Source organism: Aminobacter niigataensis (assembly GCF_014200015.1).
Classification (GTDB): Bacteria; Pseudomonadota; Alphaproteobacteria; order Rhizobiales; family Rhizobiaceae; genus Aminobacter; species Aminobacter niigataensis.
In genome coordinates, this window is sequence record NZ_JACHOT010000001.1 from 269,423 (window position 1) to 291,074 (window position 21,652).

Consider the following 21,652-nt stretch of genomic DNA (forward strand, 5'->3'; position numbering starts at 1 on the left):
CGTGTCAGCCGGGGCAGGAGAGATCGCCGGTGCCAACTGTCGCAGAACTGCGACAGTTCCGGGCAGCAAGGTCAATGCGTGCGGCGGATGCCGAGGCGATTGAGCTTGCGGTGTAGGGTGGCGCGCGAAATGCCGAGCTTCAGGGCCGCGGCGGAGACGTTGCCGTCGGCGCGGGCAAGCGCCCGGTGAAGTGCTGCGCGTTCGGCTTCGTCGAGGTCTTCGGCGGCCCGCATGCTGCCACCGACGATGTCGGCGACCGGCAGCCGCCGCTCGAGCCTGTCCTTCGTGATCCCATAGGTCAGGCGCGCCTGCCTCGTCGCGCCGATGAGCAAATCGTCGGCATCGACGGCAATCATGCCGCCGGGACTGCGGTCGACCTCAGGCGTCAGGATGATGCGAGCATGAGGGAAGGCGAGGCGGAAATTGTCGGCCTCGATGCGGCGCGCGGCGTCGCCGACTGCAAGGGCGATCAGATTGACGAAACCTTCGGTCAGGTCGGCCCGGCAGGACGATACGTCGAGGGCCGCGGCGACATTGCCCTGATGGTCGTAGATCGGGGCCGTCGTGCAGGAAAGTGCCGTGTTGCGCGAGAGGAAATGCTGGCCTCGATGGATGGTCAGCGGCCGCTGCTCGACCAGGCTGGTGCCGATGGCGTTGGTGCCCTCGCTTTCCTCGCTCCAGACCGTGCCCGTCCAAAGACCCCAGTCATGGAAGGTCTCGTCATCGGCGACGGCGCCGCGGCGCTCGACCGGGATACCGTTGCGGTCGGCCAGAAGCACGCAGCAGCCGACGCCGCCGACGGCGAGATAAAGCCGGTCGAGGCTGGCCTGGGCTGCTGATATCAGCGGCTCGATGCGCTGCCGGGCGAGCGACAGCTCGACCTCGGTCAGCCGCTCGGGCGGGCTTCGGTGCGTCGGGTCGAGACGGTGCTGCGACGAACGTTGCCACGAAGCGACAAGCGCCGAGCGCGCAGCGTCGCTCGACTTCAGTGCCGCCTGGACCTTGTCGGCATGCTCGACGATTGCGGTGCCTCTCATCCTCTCCTCCGACGGTGGTCTGCACCCTTCCTTGCCGTTCCCGCACAGTCGTTGCCCGCTTCCGCGCCCCGGTCAATTGGCCCTTAGACGCATACGGCCATGCTGGCCGGCGGAGCCAGTGCCTCGCCGGCCAGGTGGTTGGGCTGGACGTCAGGACTTGTGATGGACGTCCTGCAGCCCGTAGACCTCAGTGGCGATCCCTTCCTGGCGCGCCTTGATCTGCAGGGAGAGATACTGCGAGTAGTGCCTGGACTGGTGCAGGTTGCCGCCGTGGAACCACAGCGCTTCCTGCTGGGTCGGCTTCCACATGTTGCGCTGCTCGCCCTCCCAGGGGCCGGGGTCCTTGGTCGTGCTGGAGCCGAGTCCCCAGCACTTGCCGACCTTGTCGGCGACATCCTGGTTGATCAGGTCGGCCGCCCATCCGTTCATCGAGCCGTAGCCGGTGGCATAGACGATGAGGTCGGCCTCCAGTTCGCGCCCGTCTTCGAGAACGATCGAGGTTTCCGTCAGTTTCTCGACGCCGACGCCGCTGACCAGCTTGATCCGGCCGTCGGCCACCAGGTCGCAGGCGCCGACGTCGATGTAGTAGCCGGAGCCGCGCCGGAGATATTTCATGAACAGCCCGGACTCGTCGTCGCCGAAGTCGAGCATGAAGCCGGCATCTTCGAGCCGCTGGTAGAAGGCTGCGTCCTTCTCCCGGATCTTGTCGTAAATCGGCACCTGGAACTCGTGCATGATGCGATAGGGCAGCGAGGCGAAGATCAGGTCGGCCTTGCGCGTCGTCATGCCCGAAGCGACGGCGCGCTCCGAATAGAGGTCGCCGAGCCCGATCTCCATCAGCGAGTCCGACTTGACGATGTGGGTGGAGGAGCGCTGCAGCATGGTGACGTCGGCGCCGCCTTCCCAAAGGGCTGCGCAGATGTCATGCGCGGAATTGTTGGAGCCGACGACCACGACCTTCTTGCCCTTGTAGGCGTCGGGTCCGGGGTGCTGCGAGGAGTGCTGCTGCTCGCCCTTGAAGACGTCCTGGCCCTTGAATTTCGGGACGTTGGCCTTGCCCGACATGCCGGTGGCCAGCACCAGCTGTTTCGGCTTCAGCGCGATCTCCTGGCCGTCGCGCTCGACCACGACGGTCCATTCCCCGGCAGCCTCGTCATAGCTGGCGGACTTGCAGGTGGTCGAGCTCCAGTAGTTGAGCTCCATGACCTTGGTGTACATTTCCAGCCAATCGCCGATCTTGTCCTTCGGCGCAAAGACCGGCCAGTTCTCCGGGAACGGGATGTAGGGCAGGTGGTCGTACCAGACCGGATCGTGCAGGCAGAGCGACTTGTAGCGCTTGCGCCAGCTGTCGCCGGGCCGCTCGTTCTTTTCGATGATGATGGTCGGCACGCCCAGCTGCCGCAGCCGGGCGCCGAGCGCGATGCCGCCCTGGCCGCCGCCGATGATGACGGTGTAGGGCTGGGTGGTGAAGCCGAGTTCGGCGGCTTCGGCCTCGCGCTTTTCCTTCCACGTCCGGCGGCCGGCGTCGCTGCCATGTTCGGCGCCCATCGGGCGCAACAGGCCCTTGGGTTCCTCGTGGCCCTTCAACTCGCTCATGGTGGTCAGCAGCGTCCATATCAGGCCGTTCTTCAGCCTGATGTGGCCATAGCCGCGCGCCACCGCGGTCTCGAACTCGAACCAGCCGTCGGTGACGCCGTCGTTCTGGCTGGCCAGTTCCTTCTCATCCTGGCGGAACCGGCCCGGCTTGATCGAAGCGAGCTGGCTCTTCAGCATGTCGCGGACCTGGTCGTGGCCCTCCATGGTCTTGAGGTTCCAGGTGAACGTCACGAGGTCGCGCCAGTAGCAGTCCGCCTGGAACAGGTTCACGGCGGCGTCGATGTCGCCGCTTGCGAGGGCCTTTTCCAGCTTGCCGAGAATGCTGTCGATCTTGGTCTGGGGGCTGTCGTCGAGCATTTTGTCTTCCTCCGAATTGCCAATGATTGTTTGCTGGGGAGCGGCGCTTGGCGTCGCGCGATCCCGGGGCGGGGACTGGCGAGATCAGGATCTCGCAAGTGTTCCCGAAGGGGCCAGCAGGGCGTGGATGCCCGAACTGTTCGACATGGCGTTCCTCCGATTCCAGTCGCTCCATGCACAGCAAGTGCCGTGCCAAGTCGCGGATGGCGGGAAAGCCCGGTATTCCGGGGGGAGGTGGGGCAACACCTGTTGCAGCGCGCCTGGCGCACGCCACAGCTGTTGCAGCAGTCGCTGCAACAGCTCAGTGGAGCGCGGTCAGCCCGTAGCGCTTGATCTGGCGGTGGACGGTGGAACGGTCGAGGCCCATGCGGCGGGCGGTTTCGGAGACGTTCCAGTTGCACGCGGCAAGCATCGCCTGCAGTGCGGCCGGGCCGGAGTCCGCATCGTCCAGGCGGTCGGTCACCTCGGTCGCCGGCGCCATGGTCTCGGGCAGATCGCAAAGCTCGATCACGCCGTCCTGGCAGAGCGCTGCCGCAACCGCGATGACGTTGTCGAGTTCGCGGATGTTGCCCGGCCAGCCATGGGCGCGCAGGGCGAGCAGTGCCGCGGGCGCCATTGTCAGCGTTTCGCCGTCCAGGCGATGGCGGGCGATGACCGTGTCGAGCAGCCAGTCGAAGTCGCGGCGCTCACGCAGCGGCGGGATGGAAAGTGTCGCGGCGTTCAGGCGATAGTAGAGGTCCTCGCGGAAACGCCCTTCCTGCACGAGCGAACTAAGGTCGCGGTGAGATGCCGAGATGACCCTGAGGTTGACCGGCTTCGGCCGCGATGCGCCGACGGGAAGCACCTCCCTTTCTGCCAGTACGCGCAGGAAGCGGCTTTGCAGCGGAAGCGGCATGTCGCCTATCTCGTCGAGGAACAGCGTGCCGCCGTCCGCCTCTTCGATCAGCCCCTTGCGGCCCTTGGCCGAGGCGCCGGTGAAGGCGCCCGGCAAATGGCCGAACAGCTCGCTTTCGATCAGTTGCTCGGGGATGGCGGCGCAGTTGATGGCGACGAACTTGCCCTTGGCGGCAGCGCCGTCGTGGATCGCCTTGGCGAGATATTCTTTGCCGGTGCCGGTTTCGCCCTGGAGCAGGATGGGCAGCGGCCTGCCGGCGAGCTTCGCCGCCTTGGCCTGGAGTGCCGCCATCTGTGGATCGCCGCCGCTCAGGCCGCGCAGCGAAACCGGGATCTGGTCGCGCGCCATTGTTGGCGCCTGGACCTTGTGGTGCGGCTCGATGGCGTGGGCAAACAGCGCGTTGCCGTCGCGGGCGAAGACCAGCCGGTCCTGCGTCGGCCGCCGCCGGGTGAGATCCGGCAGGTCGTCGATCTCCATGTCGAAGAAGCGCGCGATCGGCTGGCCGATCAGGCCGTCCGGCTGGCGCCAGTCGAGCCCGACCGAACGCGCCAGGATCTTGGCGCCGCCATGGGTCATGCCGATGATGCGTCCCGCGCCGTCGATGGAAATCGCGGCCTCCGGGTCGACGTCGAGGAATTCCGGCGACCGGGCAAAACGCAGCACCCATTCGTCGCGGGTCTGGGCCATCAGGTTGGCGAGTTCGATGCGGCGCACGGTGGCAGCTACCAGATGCAGCGCCAGATTCTGGCTGGTCTTGCGGATCGGCGAACTCAGCAGCGAAATGTCGAGCACCGCGGCAAGGTCGCCGCGGATGTCGTAGACCGGTGCCGCCGTGCAGGACAAAGGCGTATGGGTGTTGTCGAAATGGTCGGTCTGGTGGATGGTCAGGGCCTCGCCCGCCTCCAGGCAGGCGCCGACGGCACAGGTCCCGGCGCGCGCTTCCGACCATTCCGAGCCAAGGTAGAGGCCGGCCTTGCGCAGGTTGTTGTCGAACAGCGGGTCGCCGAGAAACTCGACGGTCACGCCCTTGCGGTCGGACAGCAGCAGCACGTAGTTCTGGCCGGCGACCTGCCGGAACAGGTTTTCGAGGCCGGAGCGGGCGATGGCGATCAGCTCCTCCGACTGCTGGCGATGCTCGCGCAGTTCGCCGTCGGGCAGGATATAGGCTTCGCAGGCCTGCGTCGGGTCGAGACGATGCTGCTCGATGCAGCGCAGCCACGACTTGACCACCTGCTCGTCGCGCCCGGTCGAAGCTCCAAGGCTGACGCTTTCGATCTCGCGAATATGGTCGGAATGCGAAAACATCGGCAATTGCGGCGCGCCTCCCAACGCACCGCCCTCCCATTTTCTCCTGATGCCACATGACTGCATGGCCTCAGGGCATTGTAAAGGAGACTAAAGACCGAGGGGGTGCGGTGCGGGCGGAGAGCCGCGATGCCGGGGCAGGCGGCACGTTATCGGAACAGTTGCAGGATCGATTGGGGGTTGGCGTTGGCGATCTGCAGCGACTGGATCGCCAATTGCTGCTGGGTCTGCAGCGCGGTGAGCCTGGTCGACGCCTTGTCCATGTTCGCATCGACGAGCTGACCGACCCCGCGACTGAGCGAATCCGAAAGGCTTTTTGCGAAATCGGCCTGCAGGTTCAGGCTCTTTTTCAGGGCGCCCAGTTCGCTGGCAGCGGTCATGACCTTCTTCAGCATGCCGTCGAGACCGGAGATGTAATTGTCCAGATTTGCCGACGGAGCGGAGACGTCGACGTCCATCAGGTCGAAGTCAGGCAATATCCCGACATTGTCGGCGACATCCCTCAAGGCGATCGTGGATCGCGCGCCGGCGTTCGGATGCACCGTGTCGTCGATGAGCAATCTTACAAAGTTGCTGGTTGCGACGACGTTGATGCCCTGGCCGTCGAGTGCGTGGTCGAGCAGGACAGCAAGCTGGTCGGGATCGGCCACGATGCCGTCGGTGGTTCCGAGAGCCACGTCGACCATGGCACGGTCGATGGTGATCCTGACCGGCGTGTTGCCGCTGACTTCGATCTCGAAGCTGAATTCCACATCGTTGTGGACGCGGAAGGGGCCGGCGAAGAGAAGGCCTGTTGTCGCGTAACTGTCGCGGATGTTTCCAGCCAGCGGATTTTCCAGACCCGCAGCCTGTCCGCCGATGGTCTCGGTCAGCGCCACTGAGACGCTTGAACCCGACTCTCCCGTCAATTCCTCGCTCCGGATTGCGAACCTGCTCCCTGCGATACTGACGACAGCGGGCGCACCGGCGTCGTTGAGCGCCGCCTCGAGTACTCTCTGCATCTCGGCGATGGTGTTGATCTGGCCATCGGTGGTTCCGAGTTCGGCGCTGACCAGCGCCTTGTCGATCACGACATCGAAAGTCTGCCCGGCCGCATGGAGGCCTTCGTCCAGCGTCAAGGTAAAGCGTATCGCCTCGGTGTCGCCAATGGCGACAGCACCGGTGAAGCCGAAGTCCTGGAAGCCCATGGCCCCATTGGTGTTCAGGCTCTGGCCGCGCTATCCGCCGATGTCTCCCAGGCTCCTGGGATCCGCCTGCAGCGCACCGCCGCCACCGACATTGAACAGGCTCGTGCGGAGGAGGTTCACGTCAGTCTTGCCGATCGAAGCATGGCCTTCCGGTGACCTGACGAACGAAGACACGATTGCCGTCTTGTAGTCCGAGAGTTCGGCCAGATTGCCGGGATGTTCGGTGTTCAGCCAGTTCGCTCCGTTGAAATTGGCGGAGGTTGCGATACTTGCGATCTGCTGTTTCAGGTTTTCCAACTCGGTCTGTATCTTGGCCCGGTTGTCCGGTTGATCCTTGGCGAGGATGACCTTGGCGCTGAAATCCGAAAGCAGTCCTACGGTCGAATCGAGGGCGGTGTAGGCAATGTCGGCGCGCGCGATGCCGAGGCCAAGGGCGTCGGAAACGGTCGACAGCGCCATGTTGTCGGAACGCATGGTGGTGGCGATCGACCAGTAGGCTGCATTGTGCGACGCTTCGGAAATGCGAAGGCCGGTGCTGACCTGGCCTTGCGTCGCCTCAAGGCTCGAGCTTGCGGCCTTCAATGCCTGCAGGGCGGTCATTGAAGAGGAATTCGTCAATATGCTTGTCATGCTGATCTGCAAAGTTATGAAATAGTATTTTCGAGTAAATGCAAAGTTTATTTCGTCAACAAATGGATATGGTATGGTTAATAAATCGTAAACGACGGCCGAAGTCTTGATGGAATTTGCCCGCCGTCGCTCCTGGCGGCGCGCCTGCACATTGCACTTCCGTCCAGGCCATGGCGGCGCCTGCTGCGACCCCATCGCTGCTTCGTACAAGCAGAATCGCCTGCCGGCAGAGTTGCAAAGATGATCTGTTGGAGTAACCTTCCCGTCGCGAATGCACTTTCCTGTCCAAGGCACATGAGGGGATCATGACCCAGGACCAAGGAAACTCCGGCACCGTTCGGCCTGGTGTTTCCACGCGCCGCAAAGAGCTCTTGGCGTTCCTCGTTCTGGCCTTCGGAATCTGGCCCATCGTCGCTGTGGGCGTCGTCGGCGGCTACGGCTTCATGGTCTGGATGTGGCAGATCATCTTCGGGCCGCCCGGGCCTCCGGGAGGTTGAGCCGATGGCGGTGCCGGCCAGCATCAGCCGCAGGTCGTTCCTGACCGGGCGCGACGAACAGCCGGTGCGAAGAATCCTGCCTCCCGGCATGCTTGAAGATGGGCTTGCCTCCTGCACCGGTTGCGGTGCCTGTGTCGAAGCCTGCCCGACCGCCATCATCGCGCTGGTCGAAGGCAAGCCGTCGCTAAATTTCCAGGCCGGCGAGTGCCTGCTTTGCGGCGACTGCGCCACGGTTTGCCCGGAACCCGTTTTCGACCGCGCTGCGCCGCCCGCCTTTTCGCATGTCGTGGCCATTTCAGACGCCTGCCTGGCCCGCAGCGAGGTGTCCTGCATGACTTGCCGCGACGCCTGCCCGGAAGCGGCGATTGCATTTCGGCCGCGCATCGGCGGACCATTCGTGCCGGAGTTGAACGAGAGTGCCTGCACCGGCTGCGGTGCCTGTATTGGGCTATGCCCGTCGCAGGCGATTGCGGTCGCGTCACGCATGCCGGAGGCCGTCGATGGCTGACGAAAGACGCTACCACCACATATCGAGCGCGGTGATCGCCGTCATGCCCGGGCGGCTGGCCGAAGTGGCCGATGCGATCGTCGCCATGGGCGGCCCGGAAATCAGGGCGCAGGAAAACAACCGCATCGTGGTCGTGATGGAAGGCAAAAGCGCCGGCGAGCTGGGCGCGCAGCTCACAGCGCTTGGCGCCCTCGACGGCGTGGTCGCGGCCAACATGGTCTTTGAACATATCGAGGAACTGGAGGGCTCGGCACCATGACCGCAGAATTGAACCGACGCGAGCTCCTGAAGGCGCAGGCGGCTGCCGTTGCGGCTGCAACGGCAGGCATTGCACTGCCGGCGTCGGCGCAGCCCATCCCCGGCGGGGTCGGCTCGCTGGAGATCAAGTGGTCGAAGGCGCCGTGCCGCTTCTGCGGCACCGGCTGCGGCGTCATGGTCGGCGTCAAGGACGGCCAGGTGGTCGCCAGCCATGGCGACACCCAGGCCGAGGTCAACCGCGGCCTCAACTGCGTGAAGGGCTATTTCCTGTCCAAGATCATGTATGGCGCCGACCGGCTGACGACGCCTTTGATGCGCAAGCGCAACGGCGTCTACGACAAGGACGGCGAGTTCGAGCCGGTGAGCTGGGACGAGGCCTTCGGCCTGATGGCCGAGCGGGTCAAGGCGGTGCTCAAGGAGAAGGGACCAACGGCACTAGGCATGTTCGGCTCCGGCCAGTGGACCATCTTCGAAGGTTACGCCGCGACCAAGCTGATGCGCGCCGGCTTCCGCTCCAACAATCTCGATCCCAACGCCCGCCACTGCATGGCATCCGCCGCCTACGCCTTCATACGCACCTTCGGCATGGACGAGCCGATGGGCTGCTACGACGATTTCGAGGCTGCCGACGCCTTCGTGCTGTGGGGCTCGAACATGGCCGAGATGCATCCGATCCTGTGGACGCGTCTGGCCGACCGGCGATTGGGACATGAGCACGTCAAGGTGGCGGTGCTGTCGACCTTCACCCATCGCAGCATGGACCTTGCAGACATTCCTGTCGTGTTCAAGCCCGGAACCGACCTCGCCATCCTCAACTACATCGCCAACCACATCATCACGACGGGCCGGGTCAACGAGGACTTCGTCAAGAACCATACCGTGTTCATGCGCGGCGAGACCGACATCGGTTACGGCCTGAGGCCGGAAGATCCGCGCGAGGTTGCCGCCAAGGGCGCGGCCAATGCCGCAAACATGGAGCCGACGGACTTCGAGGCGTTCAAGAAGCTGGTTTCGGAATACACGCTGGACAAGGTCGCCGAACTGACCGGCGTCGAGAAGGGATTTCTCGAAGAGCTTGCCGAACTCTACGCTGATCCCGGCCGCAAGGTGATGTCGCTGTGGACGATGGGCTTCAACCAGCATGTGCGCGGGGTCTGGGCCAACCAGATGGTCTACAACCTGCATCTGCTGACAGGCAAAATCTCCGAGCCGGGCAACAGCCCGTTCTCGCTGACCGGCCAGCCCTCGGCCTGCGGCACGGCGCGCGAGGTCGGTACCTTCGCCCATCGCCTGCCGGCCGACATGGTGGTCACCAATCCCGAGCACCGCAAGCACGCCGAGGAAATCTGGAAGCTGCCGCCCGGTCTCTTGCCCGACAAGCCGGGCTTCCACGCGGTCGAGCAGGACCGGATGCTCAAGGACGGCAAGCTCAATTTCTACTGGGTGCAGGTCAACAACAACATCCAGGCTTCGCCCAACAGCAGCAACGAGGCCTATCCCGGCTATCGCAACCCGGACAATTTCATTGTCGTCTCCGACGCCTACCCGACCGTGACGACGATGTCGGCCGACATCATCCTGCCCGCCGCGATGTGGGTCGAGAAGGAGGGCGCCTACGGCAATGCCGAGCGCCGCACCCATGTCTGGCATCAACTGGTCCAGGCCCCCGGCGAGGCGCGCTCGGACCTTTGGCAACTGGCCGAGTTCTCGAAGCATTTCACCACCGACGAGGTCTGGCCGAAGGAAATCCTCGACGCCAATCCGGACTATCGCGGCAAGACGCTGTTCGACGTGCTGTTCGGCAACGGCAATGTCGACAAGTTCCCGCGTAGCGAGATCAACCCGGACTACGCCAACAACGAGGCCACCGAGTTCGGCTTTTACATCCAGAAGGGCCTGTTCGAGGAATATGCCACCTTCGGCCGCGGTCACGGCCACGACCTGGCGCCCTACGACACCTATCACGAGGTGCGCGGGCTGCGCTGGCCGGTGGTCGACGGCAAGGAAACGCGCTGGCGCTACCGGGAGGGCCTCGACCCTTATGTGAAGCCGGGCGAGGGGGTCAAGTTCTACGGCCGCCCCGACGGCAGGGCGGTGATCCTTGCCGTGCCCTACGAGCCGCCGGCGGAATCGCCCGACGAGGAGTTCGACATCTGGCTGGTCACCGGGCGCGTGCTCGAGCACTGGCACTCCGGCTCGATGACGCTGCGCGTGCCCGAGCTCTACAAGGCATTCCCCGGCGCGCGCTGCTTCATGAATGCCGACGACGCGCGCAAGCGCGGCATCAACCAGGGCGCAGAGGTGCGGGTGATCTCGCGGCGCGGCGAAATCCGCTCGCGCATCGAGACGCGCGGGCGCAACCGGATGCCGAGCGGGGTGATCTTCGTGCCGTGGTTCGACGCCAGCCAGCTCATCAACAAGGTCACCCTCGACGCCACCGATCCCATCTCCAAGCAGACGGATTTCAAGAAATGCGCAGTCAAGATCGTTCCGGTCGCATGAGCTTGCGGCGCAGCGTCCCTGCGCTTGTCTTCGTCACGCTGTTCTGCGCGGGCACGGCTGCTCTGGCCCAGATGGCCGCCGACAAGTCCCCCGAACTGACGGGGCCACCGTCGCCGATGGAGACGATCCCGGCGGCGCCGGTTCCCAAATGGGTGACCGACGACGTTCGCAAGATGCGCGCCTATCCCGAGCAGCCGCCAGTCATCCCGCATTCGATCGAGGGCTATCAGCTCTCGGTCAACACCAACCGCTGCCTGTCCTGCCACAAGCGCGAGTTCACCCAGAGTTCGGGCGCGCCGATGATCAGCGTCACTCACTACATGACGCGCGAGGGTCAGATGTTGGCCGACGTCTCGCCGCGGCGCTATTTCTGCACCGAATGCCACGTGCCGCAGGCGGATGTGCGGCCACTGGTCGAGAACCGTTTCAAGGACATGAGCGAACTGGGCTTCAAGCCCGCCGGCAGCGAGTAGGCCCATGCAACGATTGAAAGAGTGGCTGCTATGGGCGTGGCAGATCGTCAGTACACCGGCCGGCACGCTGAGCCTCGGCTTCCTGACGCTCGGCGGCTTTGTCGGCGGCGTCATGTTCTGGGGCGCGTTCAACACCGCGCTGGAGGTCACCAACACGGAGAAATTCTGCACCTCGTGCCATGAGATGCGCGACAACGTCTACCAGGAACTGACCCATACGATCCACTTCGCCAACCGGTCAGGCGTGCGTGCGTCCTGTCCGGATTGTCATGTGCCGCACCAATGGACAGACAAGATCGCCCGCAAGATGCAGGCCTCGAAGGAGGTCTGGGGCAAGATTTTCGGGACGATCGACACCCGGCGCAAGTTCCTCGACAAGCGACTGGAGCTTGCCCAGCACGAATGGGCGCGGCTGAAGGCCAATGACAGCCTCGAATGCCGCAACTGCCACTCGTCGGTGGCGATGGACCTGACGCGCCAGACCCAGCGCGCCGCCGAAATCCACACGCGCTACCTGCTTTCCGGCAAGGCGACCTGCATCGACTGCCACAAGGGCATCGCCCACGAACTGCCCAACATGAAGGGCATCGCACCCGGCTGGCAGGTGCCGCCGGAACTGCAGGGCAACCAGTTGCCGCAATCCTCGGCCGTCGATGCCCTCGACCGCTACGTCAAGGCTTCCCATGCCGGCTTGCCCATGGAAGCCATGGCGCTGGACTGAGGCCGGCGCAATCCGCGTTCTGTTTGTCCGCGCGCAATGATCGCGAGGCCGGAAACGTCCATTGTCGTGGCTTCACAAGCGGCGAGCGACGATGAAGCCACGTTTCAACGACGACATGAGCATGGACGCGATCATGCGCCAATGGCCGGGAACCATACGCGTGATGCTCGGCCACGGCCTGATCTGCGTCGGCTGCCCGATCGCCTCGTTCCACACCGTTGCAGATGCCGCGCGGGAGCATCACCTGGACGAGGACGTGCTGGTTCGCGACCTGACGAGCGCGATGAAGTGAGGACGCAGACTGCCCGTCAGCCCTTGTCGGCGCGCCCTTCGGCCAGCGCGAACAGCCGGTGCGGCTCGACCACGGTGACCTTTTGGCGTCCGCTTTTGACCAGCCCCTTTTCCTCCCAGGCGGTGAGCAGCCGGCTGACGGTGTGCAGCGTCGTGCCCGTCATCTCGGCGATGTCCTGGCGCGAAATCGGGAAGTCGATGAGGATGCCTTCCTCGGTCTTGCGTCCCGTCTGCTTGACCAGCCGCAACAGCGCGTGGGCGACGCGCTGCTCGACCTGCTCGGTGGCCAGCTCGACGACGCGGGCCTGGGCCTCCTGGAGCCGGGTGCCGACAGTCTTGTAGGTGCCCGTGGCAAAGCTCGGAAAGGACCCGGCCAGGTCGGGCCACAGATTGCCCGGCCAGGCGAGCACGACGCAGTCGACGGCGGCAACGGCGCTGGCGGGGTAGGTGGTGCGTCCCAGCGCATGAGCGATGCCCATCAGCTCACCCGGGCTGATGTAGCGGACGATGACCTGCTGGCCGTCCGGCGTCGTCTTGACGACGCGAACGTGGCCGTCGAGCAGGAGGAAGAAGGAGTGCGCGTCACCTTCCTGCTCGAAGACCGTCTGGTCCTTGGCGATGCGCAGCGAACGCGCCTGCTGGAGGACACGGTCGAGATCCGCCGGGGTCATGCCCTGGAAGACGGGCAAGCCGGCGATTAGCGAGCGGTCAAGACGGCTCATTTCAGTTGCTCCTGCGAGTGCCCGATCCTGCTCTCCGAAACCACAGATCATCTCGCTGCGGTTTGCGCTGGATCAAAGTGTCCCCAGCAAAAACGACATAGGCAAGGCCCAACGGCTGGAGCCGTCGTGAAAGGAAAGAAAAGATCATGAAATACGCCATTGCCACCGCAGCCGCGTTCGCAGCCATGCTTCTGGCCGGTGTCGCGCAGGCCGCCGAAATCGAGATCCAGATGCTCAACAAGGGCGAAAAGGGCGCGATGGTGTTCCAGCCCGATTTCGTCGTTGCCGCACCCGGCGATACCATCACCTTCGTGCCGACCGACAAGTCTCACGACGCCGAAAGCATCAAGGGCATGATCCCGGAGGGGGCGACGCCCTTCAAGGGCAAGATGAATGAGAAGATTTCCGTCACCCTCGACAAGGAAGGCGTCTACGGCGTCAAGTGCACGCCGCACTACGGCATGGGCATGGTGGCACTGATCGTGGTCGGCAAGCCGACCAATCTCGAGCAGGCCAAGGCCGTCAAGCAGATGGGCAAGGCCAAGAAGTCGTTCGAAGTGCTTCTCGCGCAGGTGCCCGCAGGCAACTGAGTGCGGGGCATTCAAATCTGTCTCTAAGCCAGCCGGGTGGAGTGGTTCCACCCGGCATTTCCCGTTGGAGGGGCTGTCATGGCTATTCCACGCGTTCGGCCGGGAAACTATCCCGCCGTGCTTTCCTACGGCTTTAGGCCGTTCTTCCTGCTCGGCTCGCTCTATGCGGGCCTGACCATCCTGGCGTGGTTGCCGATGCTCTACGGGCGGCTGGAGACGGCGAGCGTCTTCACCCCGGTCGACTGGCATATCCATGAAATGATCTTCGGCTATGTCGCGGCCATCGTCACCGGGTTCCTGCTCACCGCCATCCCCAACTGGACGGGCCGGCTGCCCGTGCAGGGGCTGCCGCTGGCGGTACTGGTGGCGATCTGGCTGGCCGGCCGTTTCGCGGTGTTCTTCTCGGCCGACATCGGCTGGCTCGCCGCCGCCGTGATCGACAGTTCGTTCCTGCTGGCGGTCGCCGTGGCAGCCGCCGTCGAGATCATCGCCGGCCGCAACTGGCGCAATCTCAAGGTGCTTGTGCCGGTCGGCGTCCTGTTTGCCGCCAATGTCGCCTACCATCTCGAAGTGCATTTCAACGGCGAGGCCGACATCGCCCGGCGGCTCGGGATCGGCGCGACCGTGGTGCTGATCATGATCATCGGCGGCCGCATCATCCCGAGCTTCACCCGCAACTGGCTGGCGCGCCAGGCTCCGGGGCGGTTGCCGGTGCCATTCAACCGCTTCGATGCTGTCACGATCTTGGGCTCGGCAGCCGCGCTTCTGGCCTGGACCTGCTTCCCGGATCATGTGGCGGGCGGCGCAGCACTGCTCGCGGCAGGGGCGCTCAACGTGGCAAGGCTCAGTCGCTGGGCCGGCGAGCGCACCTGGCACGATCCGCTGGTGGTCATCCTGCACGTGGCTTATGCCTTCGTGCCGGTCGGGTTCGTGCTGGCAGCGCTTGCGGTCCTCCTGCCCGAAGTCGTGGCACCGCCCGCAGGCCTACATGCCTTCGGCACCGGCGCAATCGGCGCGATGACGCTTGCGGTGATGTCGCGGGCTACGCTTGGGCATACGGGACACGCGCTGCATGCCGGCAACGCCACCTGCATGGTCTTCGTTGCAGTCGTCGCGTCGGCAATCCTCAGAATCGCCTACGCTTTCCTGCCCGGCATGACACCGCTGCTGCATGTCTCGGCTGCTGCTTGGACGCTCGCTTTCCTGGGCTATGCGGCAGTCTATGGCGGCATGCTGCTGCGTCCCAAGCTGCGCGCGCGGCAAGCCAACCCTGCACCGTCGTGACAAGGTTGGCCTGAACTGCCGGAAACTAAGAAGGCCCGGATCTCCATCGGAGGTCCGGGCCTTTGCCATCGGATCGCCTAGCCGGTGGCGCCGCGCCAGAGCGCCTTGAAGGCCGACAGCATCGACGGACGCTCCCTGACGAGGCGGATGCCGAGGTTGTCGGGCGGCAGGCCTGCCGCACAGCCGCCGCTCTTGCCGTCGCGGATGAAGAACGACATGTAGCCGCGATGCTTGCCGGCGACGACCCGCACGCCGCAATTGTCTGTGCTGGTGTCGACGCGCCCGTTCCTGTCGAGCGCCACCCGGCGGTAGCAGGTCGTCGTCCATTCCCAGACATTGCCGCCGACATCGTGTAGGCCGTTGGAATTGGTGCCGAAATGTCCCTGCGGCTTGGGCTCGGGATCACGGCCTTTCGCTGCCTCGGATTCGCTGCGGTAGCGCGCCAGCCAGCGGGCAATGGCGTCGCTGCCGCCGTCGGGGTCGATACCCTCGTCGCTGAAACGTTCGGCTGCCGCGAACGCCCACTCTTCGTCGGTCGGCAGCCGCCAGCCTTCTCCCGTCTTGTGCGACAGCCACTGGGCGTAGGCGTTGGCATCGCGGAAGCTCACGCCCGTCGCGGGCAGGTTTTGCCGGTGCTGGACGGCGCCATCCGCCTGATCACATGCGCCATCGGCGACGCAGAGGGCATAGTCGGCAGCGCTGACCTGATAGGCCATGATGTCGAAGGAACGGCGGAAGCGGACGCGATCCTCCGGCGCATCGACCGGGCGCTCGGCGGTCTGGAACTCGCCGGGCAGCCTGTAGGCCAGCCGCCCGGGGGCAATGGCGACCGTCTGCGGCGAGGCCATTGCCGGCGGGGCGGCGGGCCCGGCTGGATCACGGGTCAGGTAGACGGCCAGCGCGATGGCGGGGATCACGAGCGCTGTGGTCAGGAGAAAGCCGGGTTTCATCGATCTCATCCTTAAAAAAACGGCCCGCAGGCATGCCGGCGGGCCGAGTTGGACAGTGAAAGGAGCCTGCCGGTCAGTTGGTCGGGATCGGACCGGGTGCCTGCACCTGCTTCATCAGGTCGTCGTCCCATTCACCCTCGACCATCACGTGGGCGGTTGCGCCGAGTTCGGCAGCCTCGATCAGGTTGTGGTTGACGTAGGCGTAGATGCCCGGCTGCAGGAAGGTGTAGAGCGCCGCGCCCGCAGATCCGCCGCGGATGAACCAGGTCTCCAGGTCCTTGGCCGGGGCATTGACGAACTTGCCTTCTTCCCAGACATGATCGCCGTGGCCGCCGATCAGGTGGGGCCGGCTGTCCCGGTTGGCCTGGGCGTGGACGAACAGCACCGTTTCACCGACCTTGGCCTTCAGCGCGTTGTCGCCGGTCAGCGAACCGACCTTGCCGTTGAAGACGACGTGGGTCGGGATCAGCCCGCGCATCACCTTCAACGTCTCGTCATAGCTGTCGCCGAGGCTCTCGTACTTCTTGTACTTGCCGTTCTCGTCGCGCGGCACATAGAGGTCGTGCTCGCCGATGTAGAAGATACGATCGTACTTCAGCGGCTTGCCGGCCCCGTCCTTCAGCCCGTCGCGCGGCAGGACCATGACGGCGCCGCTCATGCCGGAGACGACGTGCCAGGGGATCATGCCTGTCGGCGCGCAGTGGTAGACAAAGGTGCCGGTGCGGGTCGCCTTCCAGCGCAGCACGGCCTGTTCGCCCGGGTTGACGTGGGTCAGCGCACCACCGCCCAGCGCGCCGGTGGCGGCATGGAAGTCGATGTTGTGCGGCATCTCGTTGGTTTCGGGATTGACCAGCGTCAGTTCGACATAGTCGCCCTCGTGGACGATCATCAACGGGCCGGGCATGGAGCCTTCGTAGGTCATCGCCTGGAGCGTCGTGCCTTCGTCATCGATCACCATCGGCAGTTCCTTGATGGTCATCCGGTATTCGATGACCTTCGGGCCGCCCTTGGCGATCTGGTCGTGAGGGTGGGCGAAGGGCGGGGCAACAAGGTCGACGCTGACACGCGGCAGGCCGGCAATGTCGGCCACCTTTGCCTGTGCCAGCGCCGGGGTTGCGATGACCGAGCCCAGGAGCGCGGCCGCTGCCGCACCTGTGGCCGTTCCCAAGAGTGCTTCGCGTCGCGTCAACATTTCAGTTCTCCTTCGTTATTGGCGTTGCCTGTTATTACGGTCAGGAGGATAGGCGGCTTGCGGCAAGCGATCTTTGTTGCAGCGCAAACAATTGTTGCAGTGCCGCAACTTGGTCTGCCCTTGCGGAAAATGGCGGGTCGGCAGTAGAGCGCCGCCGCAATGCTTGGCCGGGCGGCCAGGGCAGCTTCCCGCGTGGGATGCCGCGTCAGTCGGGGCAAGGGGGCGTGCGCAGGGCGGCGAGCAGGTTCTGCTCGCATGCCACATGGCGGCGAACGGCCAGGAAATAGGCGCGCAGCATGTAGCCGATCGCATCCCAGGAGCGCTTGCCGCCGCCGCGCGAAAGGGTGACGAGGATCCGGACGATTTCGTCGGCGGCAGCATGGTCCTGTGCATGTTCCCGGCGCAGCCGCTCGATCGTCGCCCCGGTGCCGGCAGCCGGCAGGCGACCAAGGGCGGCGGGAAAGAGGATTTCCTCCTCCAGCCTGTTTGCCGCCGCGATGGCCGGCTTGAGCTCGGCGGCAATCTGCCGGCAGAGCCTGCGGTCGGGACGGGGAAGGGAATCGGCGACGGCTTCTAGCCTGTCGCAGATTTGCAGTGTCGCGCGATAAAGCCCGTTCAACTCGGTGAAACCAGCCGTCGAATTGGGATCGTTCATCGCCACCGGCCCTGCAACGTCTACTGGTTGAAGAACAGCACCGCCGCGATGGCGATCGATGCGAGCACCGCGGACGCAGCTCCCGTGCGCTGCAGGACGCCCATGCGATAAAGCAGCAGCGCGAAGCCGACGATGATCGGCGTGGCGACCGAAAGGCCGAATTGGGCGTTGCTCATCGCGGGCTCCATTGCTCGATGCCGATGCCGCGATGTCGCAGATTTTCGCGCCCGTCACCTTGCGCAAACGCAAAGAAGCCCTGCCGCCGCCTGCCTAAGAAGCAGCATGGACATGACCGTTTCGACGCATGTGCAGGAAGGCGAAGCGCTGGACGTCGGCGATTTCCTGCTCTGGATCCTGGTGTGGAGCGAGCTCGCCGCCTTCGGCATCCTGCTTGTTGCCTTCATGGTCGCCGGCATCGTGCAGGCGGACCAGTTCGCCGCAGCGCGCGTGCACCTCAACGTGCCGCTCGCCGCGCTGAACACCGCCGTGCTGCTCACCAGCGGTTGGCAGGCGGCGCGCGCGGCGCGGCCTGGAGCGACGCGCGGCCAGGCCAGGGGCGCGCTTGTCGTGGCTGCACTGTTCGGCTTGCTGTTCGTTGCCATCAAGCTGTTCGAATACAGCGGCGAGATCGGCCATGCCGGAGATGAAGCCTATGGCGTGTTCTTCGAGCTCTACTTCCTGCTGACGGGTTTCCACCTGCTGCACGTCGCCTTCGGCGCGCTGGTGTTGCTCCTCGTCAGCTGGCGGACCAGCCGTGCCAACGTCATCCTCATCACCACGCTGTGGCATGTCTTCGATCTGATCTGGATCGTCATGTTCCCGCTCGTCTATCTCGTGTGAGCGGCATGGCGGACGGCTCTTCCCGGCGGCTTGCCCGCTCCTGGCTTATCCTTCTCGCCCTGACCGGGGCGAGCGTGCTGGCCGTGCGCTTTGGCGGCGCGGCGGGCGGGACCGCGTTCGTTCTCGGTCTCTCCATGCTCAAGGTCCGCCTCGTCATCTTGGATTTCATGGGCCTGCGCGGCCAGGCGGCGATGTCGCGTGCGCTGCTGGGCTGGTGCCTGGTGCTGGCGCTGGGCGGTGCGGCAAAGGCGATCGCTGTCGTGATGTCGGCCGGCTGAGCCGCGGGCGACTTGTTTGCCAAAACGCAAAGAAGCTCTTCCCCAAACCCATAGAAGGTTCCGGTCCGGGTAACCGGAGACCGCCGGGCTTTGCCTGTCGGGAGGGAAAACGATCGGGCCGAACCGCTGGCGCGGCCTCTGTCTGGAAAGGATCACGTGATGGCAGAACGCCTCACAAAAACGGGGGCTCGAAACGTCTTCTACGGCGGCTCGATCTTCTTCTTCGCAATCTTCGTCGGGCTGACGGCCCACAGCCATTTCTACATCCGCACGACCTCCACGGACGAGAAGACGCTGACGGACTCCGTCGCGCGCGGCAAGCATGTGTGGGAGAAGAACTCCTGCATCAACTGCCACACCATCCTGGGCGAGGGCGCCTATTTCGCGCCCGAACTCGGCAATGTCTGGAAGCGCTACGGCGGCGAGAGCGACCCCGAGGGCGCGCGCGAAACGCTCAAGGCCTGGATGGCGGCGCAGCCGTCCGGGATCGAGGGCCGGCGCCAGATGCCGCAGTTCAACCTCAACGACGAGGAACTGAACGATCTCGCCGATTTCCTCGAATGGACCAGCCGTATCAACACCCAGAAGTGGCCCCCGAACGAGGCAGGCTGAGGCGCCTAGGAGAGAGACATGAAATATGAAACGCAAAAGGTCGCGATGACCTATTTCTACGGCGCCCTGGTCCTGTTCCTGGCCCAGGTCGCCTTCGGCGTGCTTGCCGGCCTCGTCTATGTCGTGCCCAACACGCTGTCGGAGCTGTTGCCGTTCAACATCATCCGCATGATCCACACCAATGCGCTGGTGGTCTGGCTGCTGATGGGTTTCATGGGCGCAACTTATTACCTATTGCCCGAGGAAACCGAGACCGAGCTCTACAGCCCGAAGCTGGCGATCCTCCAGTTCTGGATGTTCTTCATCGCCGCGGGCATCGCCGTGGTCGGCTACCTGTTCCGGATCCACGAGGGCCGCGAGTTCCTCGAACAGCCCTTCGTCATCAAGGTGGGCATCGTCGTCGTCGTGCTGATGTTCCTGTTCAACATCACCATGACGGCGCTGAAGGGGCGCAAGACCGCCGTCACCAACATCCTGCTGTTCGGGCTCTGGGCGCTGGCGATCTTCTTCCTGTTCTCGTTCTACAACCCGTCAAACCTGGCGCTCGACAAGATGTACTGGTGGTACGTCATCCATCTCTGGGTCGAAGGTGTGTGGGAGCTGATCATGGCATCGGTGCTCGCCTTCCTGATGATTAAGCTCAACGGCGTCGACCGCGAGGTCGTGGAGAAGTGGCTCTATGTCATCGTCGGCTTGGCGCTGTTTTCCGGCATCCTCGGCACCGGCCACCACTATTACTGGATCGGAGCGCCCGGCTACTGGCAGTGGATCGGCTCGCTGTTCTCGACGCTCGAAGTGGCGCCGTTCTTCTCCATGGTGCTGTTCACCTTCCACATGACCTGGAAGGCTGGCCGCAACCACCCCAACAAGGCAGCGCTGCTGTGGTCCATCGGCTGCTCGGTCATGGCCTTCTTCGGCGCCGGCGTCTGGGGCTTTCTGCACACGCTGTCGTCGGTGAACTACTACACCCACGGCACGCAGGTGACGGCGGCGCATGGGCATCTCGCCTTCTTCGGCGCCTATGTGATGCTCAATCTCGCCATGATGGCTTATGCCATTCCCGAGATCAAAGGTCGCGCGCCCTACAATCAGTGGCTGAACATCACCAGCTTCTGGATGATGGTCACGGCGATGTCGGTGATGACCTTCGCGCTGACCTTCGCCGGCGTCGTCCAGGTGCATCTCCAGCGCGTTCTGGGCGAGAGCTACATGGACGTGCAGGACCAGCTCGCCCTGTTCTACTGGGTGCGCCTTGGCTCCGGCGTCGTCGTGGTCGTCTCGGCGCTGATGTTCATGTGGGCCGTGCTGGTGCCCGGACGCCAACGCAGCGAGAAGCCCGCCCGCTCCCTGCAACCCGCCGAATGACACCGACCTCCGGCCCCGGTTCGTCCGGGGCCGGACATCCCGCACCTGCGACCGCTTCCCACGGAGTTCCCCCGATGACCATCGCCCCCATGACGGCCAAGTTGCCGAATGTCCGCCCCGCCGCCGACAGCCCGGCCTATTACAGTCCCTCCGGCAATGAATGCAGCCTGTTCGAGCGCGCCTGGGCGCGGCGGCTGCCGCTGTTGCTCAAGGGCCCGACCGGATGTGGCAAGACCCGCTTCGTCAGCCATATGGCGGCGAAGCTCGGCCTGCCGCTGTCGACGGTCTCCTGCCATGACGACCTTGCCGCCGCCGACCTCACCGGCCGTTACCTCTTGATGGGCGGCGATACCGTCTGGGTCGACGGGCCGCTGACCCGCGCCGTGCGCGAGGGCGGCATCTGCTACCTCGACGAGATCGTCGAGGCGCGCAAGGATGTCGCCGTGGTGCTGCATCCGCTGACCGACGACCGCCGCATCCTGCCGCTCGAGCGCACCGGCGAGCAGTTGGTCGCGCCGGCGAGCTTCATACTCGTCGTCTCCTACAATCCTGGCTACCAGAACCTGCTGAAAAGCCTGAAGCCGAGCACCCGCCAGCGTTTCGTCGCCATCGAGTTCGACTTCCTGCCCAAGGCCGAGGAGATCGCCGTCGTGTCGGCCGAAAGCGGGCTTGCCGAAGGCCAGGTCGCGCCGCTGGTCGAACTCGCCCGGCGCATCCGCGCGCTCAAGGGCCACGACCTGGAGGAGGGCGCATCGACCCGCCTGCTGGTCTATTGCGCCACGCTCATCGACGCCGGCGTGCCGGCGCGCGAAGCGGTGCTTGCCGCGATGATCGAACCGCTGACCGACGAGCCCGACGTCAAGGCGGCTCTGGTCGAGCTTGCCGATTCCTTGATCCGCTGAGGCCG

Annotated in this window: 24 protein-coding genes; 14 read left to right on the top strand and 10 right to left on the bottom strand. The window is 64.7% G+C overall.

What is annotated here, in order from left to right:
- Positions 1-71: 71 nt before the first annotated feature.
- The 5 genes from GGQ99_RS01415 to GGQ99_RS01435 all read right to left on the bottom strand — a co-directional run bounded on the left by GGQ99_RS01415 (position 72) and on the right by GGQ99_RS01435 (position 7,217).
- Complete coding sequence (locus GGQ99_RS01415; protein WP_183260150.1) at positions 72-1,037, bottom strand: helix-turn-helix domain-containing protein; 966 nt, start codon at positions 1,035-1,037, stop codon at positions 72-74.
- A 150-nt stretch (positions 1,038-1,187) separates the two neighbouring features.
- Positions 1,188-2,990 carry an NAD(P)/FAD-dependent oxidoreductase gene (locus tag GGQ99_RS01420; protein WP_183260152.1) on the bottom strand — a complete coding sequence of 601 codons (1,803 nt, stop codon included), beginning with the start codon at positions 2,988-2,990 and terminating at the stop codon, positions 1,188-1,190.
- A gap of 301 nt (positions 2,991-3,291) precedes the next feature.
- Positions 3,292-5,190, bottom strand: a complete 1,899-nt coding sequence (locus GGQ99_RS01425; protein ID WP_183260154.1) for a sigma-54-dependent Fis family transcriptional regulator — start codon at positions 5,188-5,190, stop codon at positions 3,292-3,294.
- A 149-nt stretch (positions 5,191-5,339) separates the two neighbouring features.
- A complete protein-coding gene (locus GGQ99_RS01430) occupies positions 5,340-6,377 on the bottom strand; it encodes a flagellin (protein WP_183260156.1) in 1,038 nt (345 codons plus the stop codon).
- A gap of 30 nt (positions 6,378-6,407) precedes the next feature.
- The gene (locus GGQ99_RS01435; protein ID WP_183260159.1) at positions 6,408-7,217 is read right to left on the bottom strand and encodes a flagellin N-terminal helical domain-containing protein; all 810 of its coding nucleotides are present in this window, start codon (positions 7,215-7,217) and stop codon (positions 6,408-6,410) included.
- 95 nt (positions 7,218-7,312) lie between these two features.
- Here GGQ99_RS01435 and napE point away from each other — a divergent pair, with 95 nt between their 5' ends.
- The 7 genes from napE to GGQ99_RS01470 all read left to right on the top strand — a co-directional run bounded on the left by napE (position 7,313) and on the right by GGQ99_RS01470 (position 12,258).
- The gene (gene napE, locus GGQ99_RS01440; RefSeq protein WP_108607510.1) at positions 7,313-7,504 is read left to right on the top strand and encodes a periplasmic nitrate reductase, NapE protein; all 192 of its coding nucleotides are present in this window, start codon (positions 7,313-7,315) and stop codon (positions 7,502-7,504) included.
- A 4-nt stretch (positions 7,505-7,508) separates the two neighbouring features.
- Positions 7,509-8,012 carry a ferredoxin-type protein NapF gene (napF, locus tag GGQ99_RS01445; RefSeq protein ID WP_183260161.1) on the top strand — a complete coding sequence of 168 codons (504 nt, stop codon included), beginning with the start codon at positions 7,509-7,511 and terminating at the stop codon, positions 8,010-8,012.
- Positions 8,005-8,271, top strand: a complete 267-nt coding sequence (locus tag GGQ99_RS01450; RefSeq protein ID WP_183260163.1) for a chaperone NapD — start codon at positions 8,005-8,007, stop codon at positions 8,269-8,271. Before napF ends, GGQ99_RS01450 begins: the two co-directional genes overlap by 8 nt.
- The gene (gene napA / locus GGQ99_RS01455) at positions 8,268-10,772 is read left to right on the top strand and encodes a periplasmic nitrate reductase subunit alpha (protein WP_183260165.1); all 2,505 of its coding nucleotides are present in this window, start codon (positions 8,268-8,270) and stop codon (positions 10,770-10,772) included. Before GGQ99_RS01450 ends, napA begins: the two co-directional genes overlap by 4 nt.
- Positions 10,769-11,245, top strand: coding sequence for a nitrate reductase cytochrome c-type subunit (locus GGQ99_RS01460; RefSeq protein ID WP_425486768.1), 477 nt, complete (start codon positions 10,769-10,771; stop codon positions 11,243-11,245). The genes napA and GGQ99_RS01460 overlap by 4 nt, the downstream gene beginning before the upstream one ends.
- Before the next feature lie 4 nt (positions 11,246-11,249).
- Entirely contained in the window at positions 11,250-11,966 is a 717-nt protein-coding gene (locus GGQ99_RS01465) for a cytochrome c3 family protein (protein ID WP_108607515.1), read from the top strand.
- Between the two features lie 91 nt (positions 11,967-12,057).
- Positions 12,058-12,258, top strand: a complete 201-nt coding sequence (locus tag GGQ99_RS01470) for a DUF1858 domain-containing protein (protein ID WP_108607516.1) — start codon at positions 12,058-12,060, stop codon at positions 12,256-12,258.
- 16 nt (positions 12,259-12,274) lie between these two features.
- Here the strand turns inward: GGQ99_RS01470 and GGQ99_RS01475 are convergent, their stop codons facing one another.
- Positions 12,275-12,979, bottom strand: coding sequence for a Crp/Fnr family transcriptional regulator (locus GGQ99_RS01475; RefSeq protein WP_108607517.1), 705 nt, complete (start codon positions 12,977-12,979; stop codon positions 12,275-12,277).
- Positions 12,980-13,125: 146 nt separating this feature from the next.
- On the opposite strand from GGQ99_RS01475, the gene GGQ99_RS01480 reads away from it, so the two are divergent.
- Both GGQ99_RS01480 and GGQ99_RS01485 read left to right on the top strand, forming a co-directional pair.
- Positions 13,126-13,569 (top strand): pseudoazurin, encoded by a 444-nt coding sequence (locus GGQ99_RS01480; RefSeq protein ID WP_183260170.1) that lies wholly within the window; start codon positions 13,126-13,128, stop codon positions 13,567-13,569.
- Between the two features lie 78 nt (positions 13,570-13,647).
- Positions 13,648-14,853, top strand: a complete 1,206-nt coding sequence (locus GGQ99_RS01485; protein WP_183260172.1) for an NnrS family protein — start codon at positions 13,648-13,650, stop codon at positions 14,851-14,853.
- A gap of 77 nt (positions 14,854-14,930) precedes the next feature.
- Here the strand turns inward: GGQ99_RS01485 and GGQ99_RS01490 are convergent, their stop codons facing one another.
- The 4 genes from GGQ99_RS01490 to GGQ99_RS01505 all read right to left on the bottom strand — a co-directional run bounded on the left by GGQ99_RS01490 (position 14,931) and on the right by GGQ99_RS01505 (position 17,826).
- Positions 14,931-15,803: an SUMF1/EgtB/PvdO family nonheme iron enzyme gene (locus GGQ99_RS01490; protein WP_183260181.1), complete on the bottom strand. Its 873-nt coding sequence runs from the start codon at positions 15,801-15,803 to the stop codon at positions 14,931-14,933.
- Positions 15,804-15,876: 73 nt separating this feature from the next.
- Positions 15,877-16,995, bottom strand: a complete 1,119-nt coding sequence (gene nirK, locus GGQ99_RS01495) for a copper-containing nitrite reductase (RefSeq protein WP_183260183.1) — start codon at positions 16,993-16,995, stop codon at positions 15,877-15,879.
- A gap of 205 nt (positions 16,996-17,200) precedes the next feature.
- Entirely contained in the window at positions 17,201-17,650 is a 450-nt protein-coding gene (locus GGQ99_RS01500; RefSeq protein ID WP_183260185.1) for a hemerythrin domain-containing protein, read from the bottom strand.
- 20 nt (positions 17,651-17,670) lie between these two features.
- The gene (locus GGQ99_RS01505; RefSeq protein ID WP_156381067.1) at positions 17,671-17,826 is read right to left on the bottom strand and encodes a hypothetical protein; all 156 of its coding nucleotides are present in this window, start codon (positions 17,824-17,826) and stop codon (positions 17,671-17,673) included.
- 106 nt (positions 17,827-17,932) lie between these two features.
- Here GGQ99_RS01505 and GGQ99_RS01510 point away from each other — a divergent pair, with 106 nt between their 5' ends.
- The 5 genes from GGQ99_RS01510 to GGQ99_RS01530 all read left to right on the top strand — a co-directional run bounded on the left by GGQ99_RS01510 (position 17,933) and on the right by GGQ99_RS01530 (position 21,647).
- Positions 17,933-18,490 carry a cytochrome c oxidase subunit 3 gene (locus GGQ99_RS01510; RefSeq protein WP_425486769.1) on the top strand — a complete coding sequence of 186 codons (558 nt, stop codon included), beginning with the start codon at positions 17,933-17,935 and terminating at the stop codon, positions 18,488-18,490.
- Between the two features lie 5 nt (positions 18,491-18,495).
- Entirely contained in the window at positions 18,496-18,768 is a 273-nt protein-coding gene (locus GGQ99_RS01515) for a cytochrome C oxidase subunit IV family protein (protein ID WP_183260189.1), read from the top strand.
- A gap of 159 nt (positions 18,769-18,927) precedes the next feature.
- The gene (locus GGQ99_RS01520; protein ID WP_055970023.1) at positions 18,928-19,380 is read left to right on the top strand and encodes a c-type cytochrome; all 453 of its coding nucleotides are present in this window, start codon (positions 18,928-18,930) and stop codon (positions 19,378-19,380) included.
- 18 nt (positions 19,381-19,398) lie between these two features.
- Positions 19,399-20,745, top strand: coding sequence for a cbb3-type cytochrome c oxidase subunit I (locus GGQ99_RS01525; protein ID WP_183260191.1), 1,347 nt, complete (start codon positions 19,399-19,401; stop codon positions 20,743-20,745).
- An 89-nt stretch (positions 20,746-20,834) separates the two neighbouring features.
- A complete protein-coding gene (locus GGQ99_RS01530) occupies positions 20,835-21,647 on the top strand; it encodes a CbbQ/NirQ/NorQ/GpvN family protein (RefSeq protein WP_183262325.1) in 813 nt (270 codons plus the stop codon).
- Positions 21,648-21,652 lie beyond the last annotated feature (5 nt).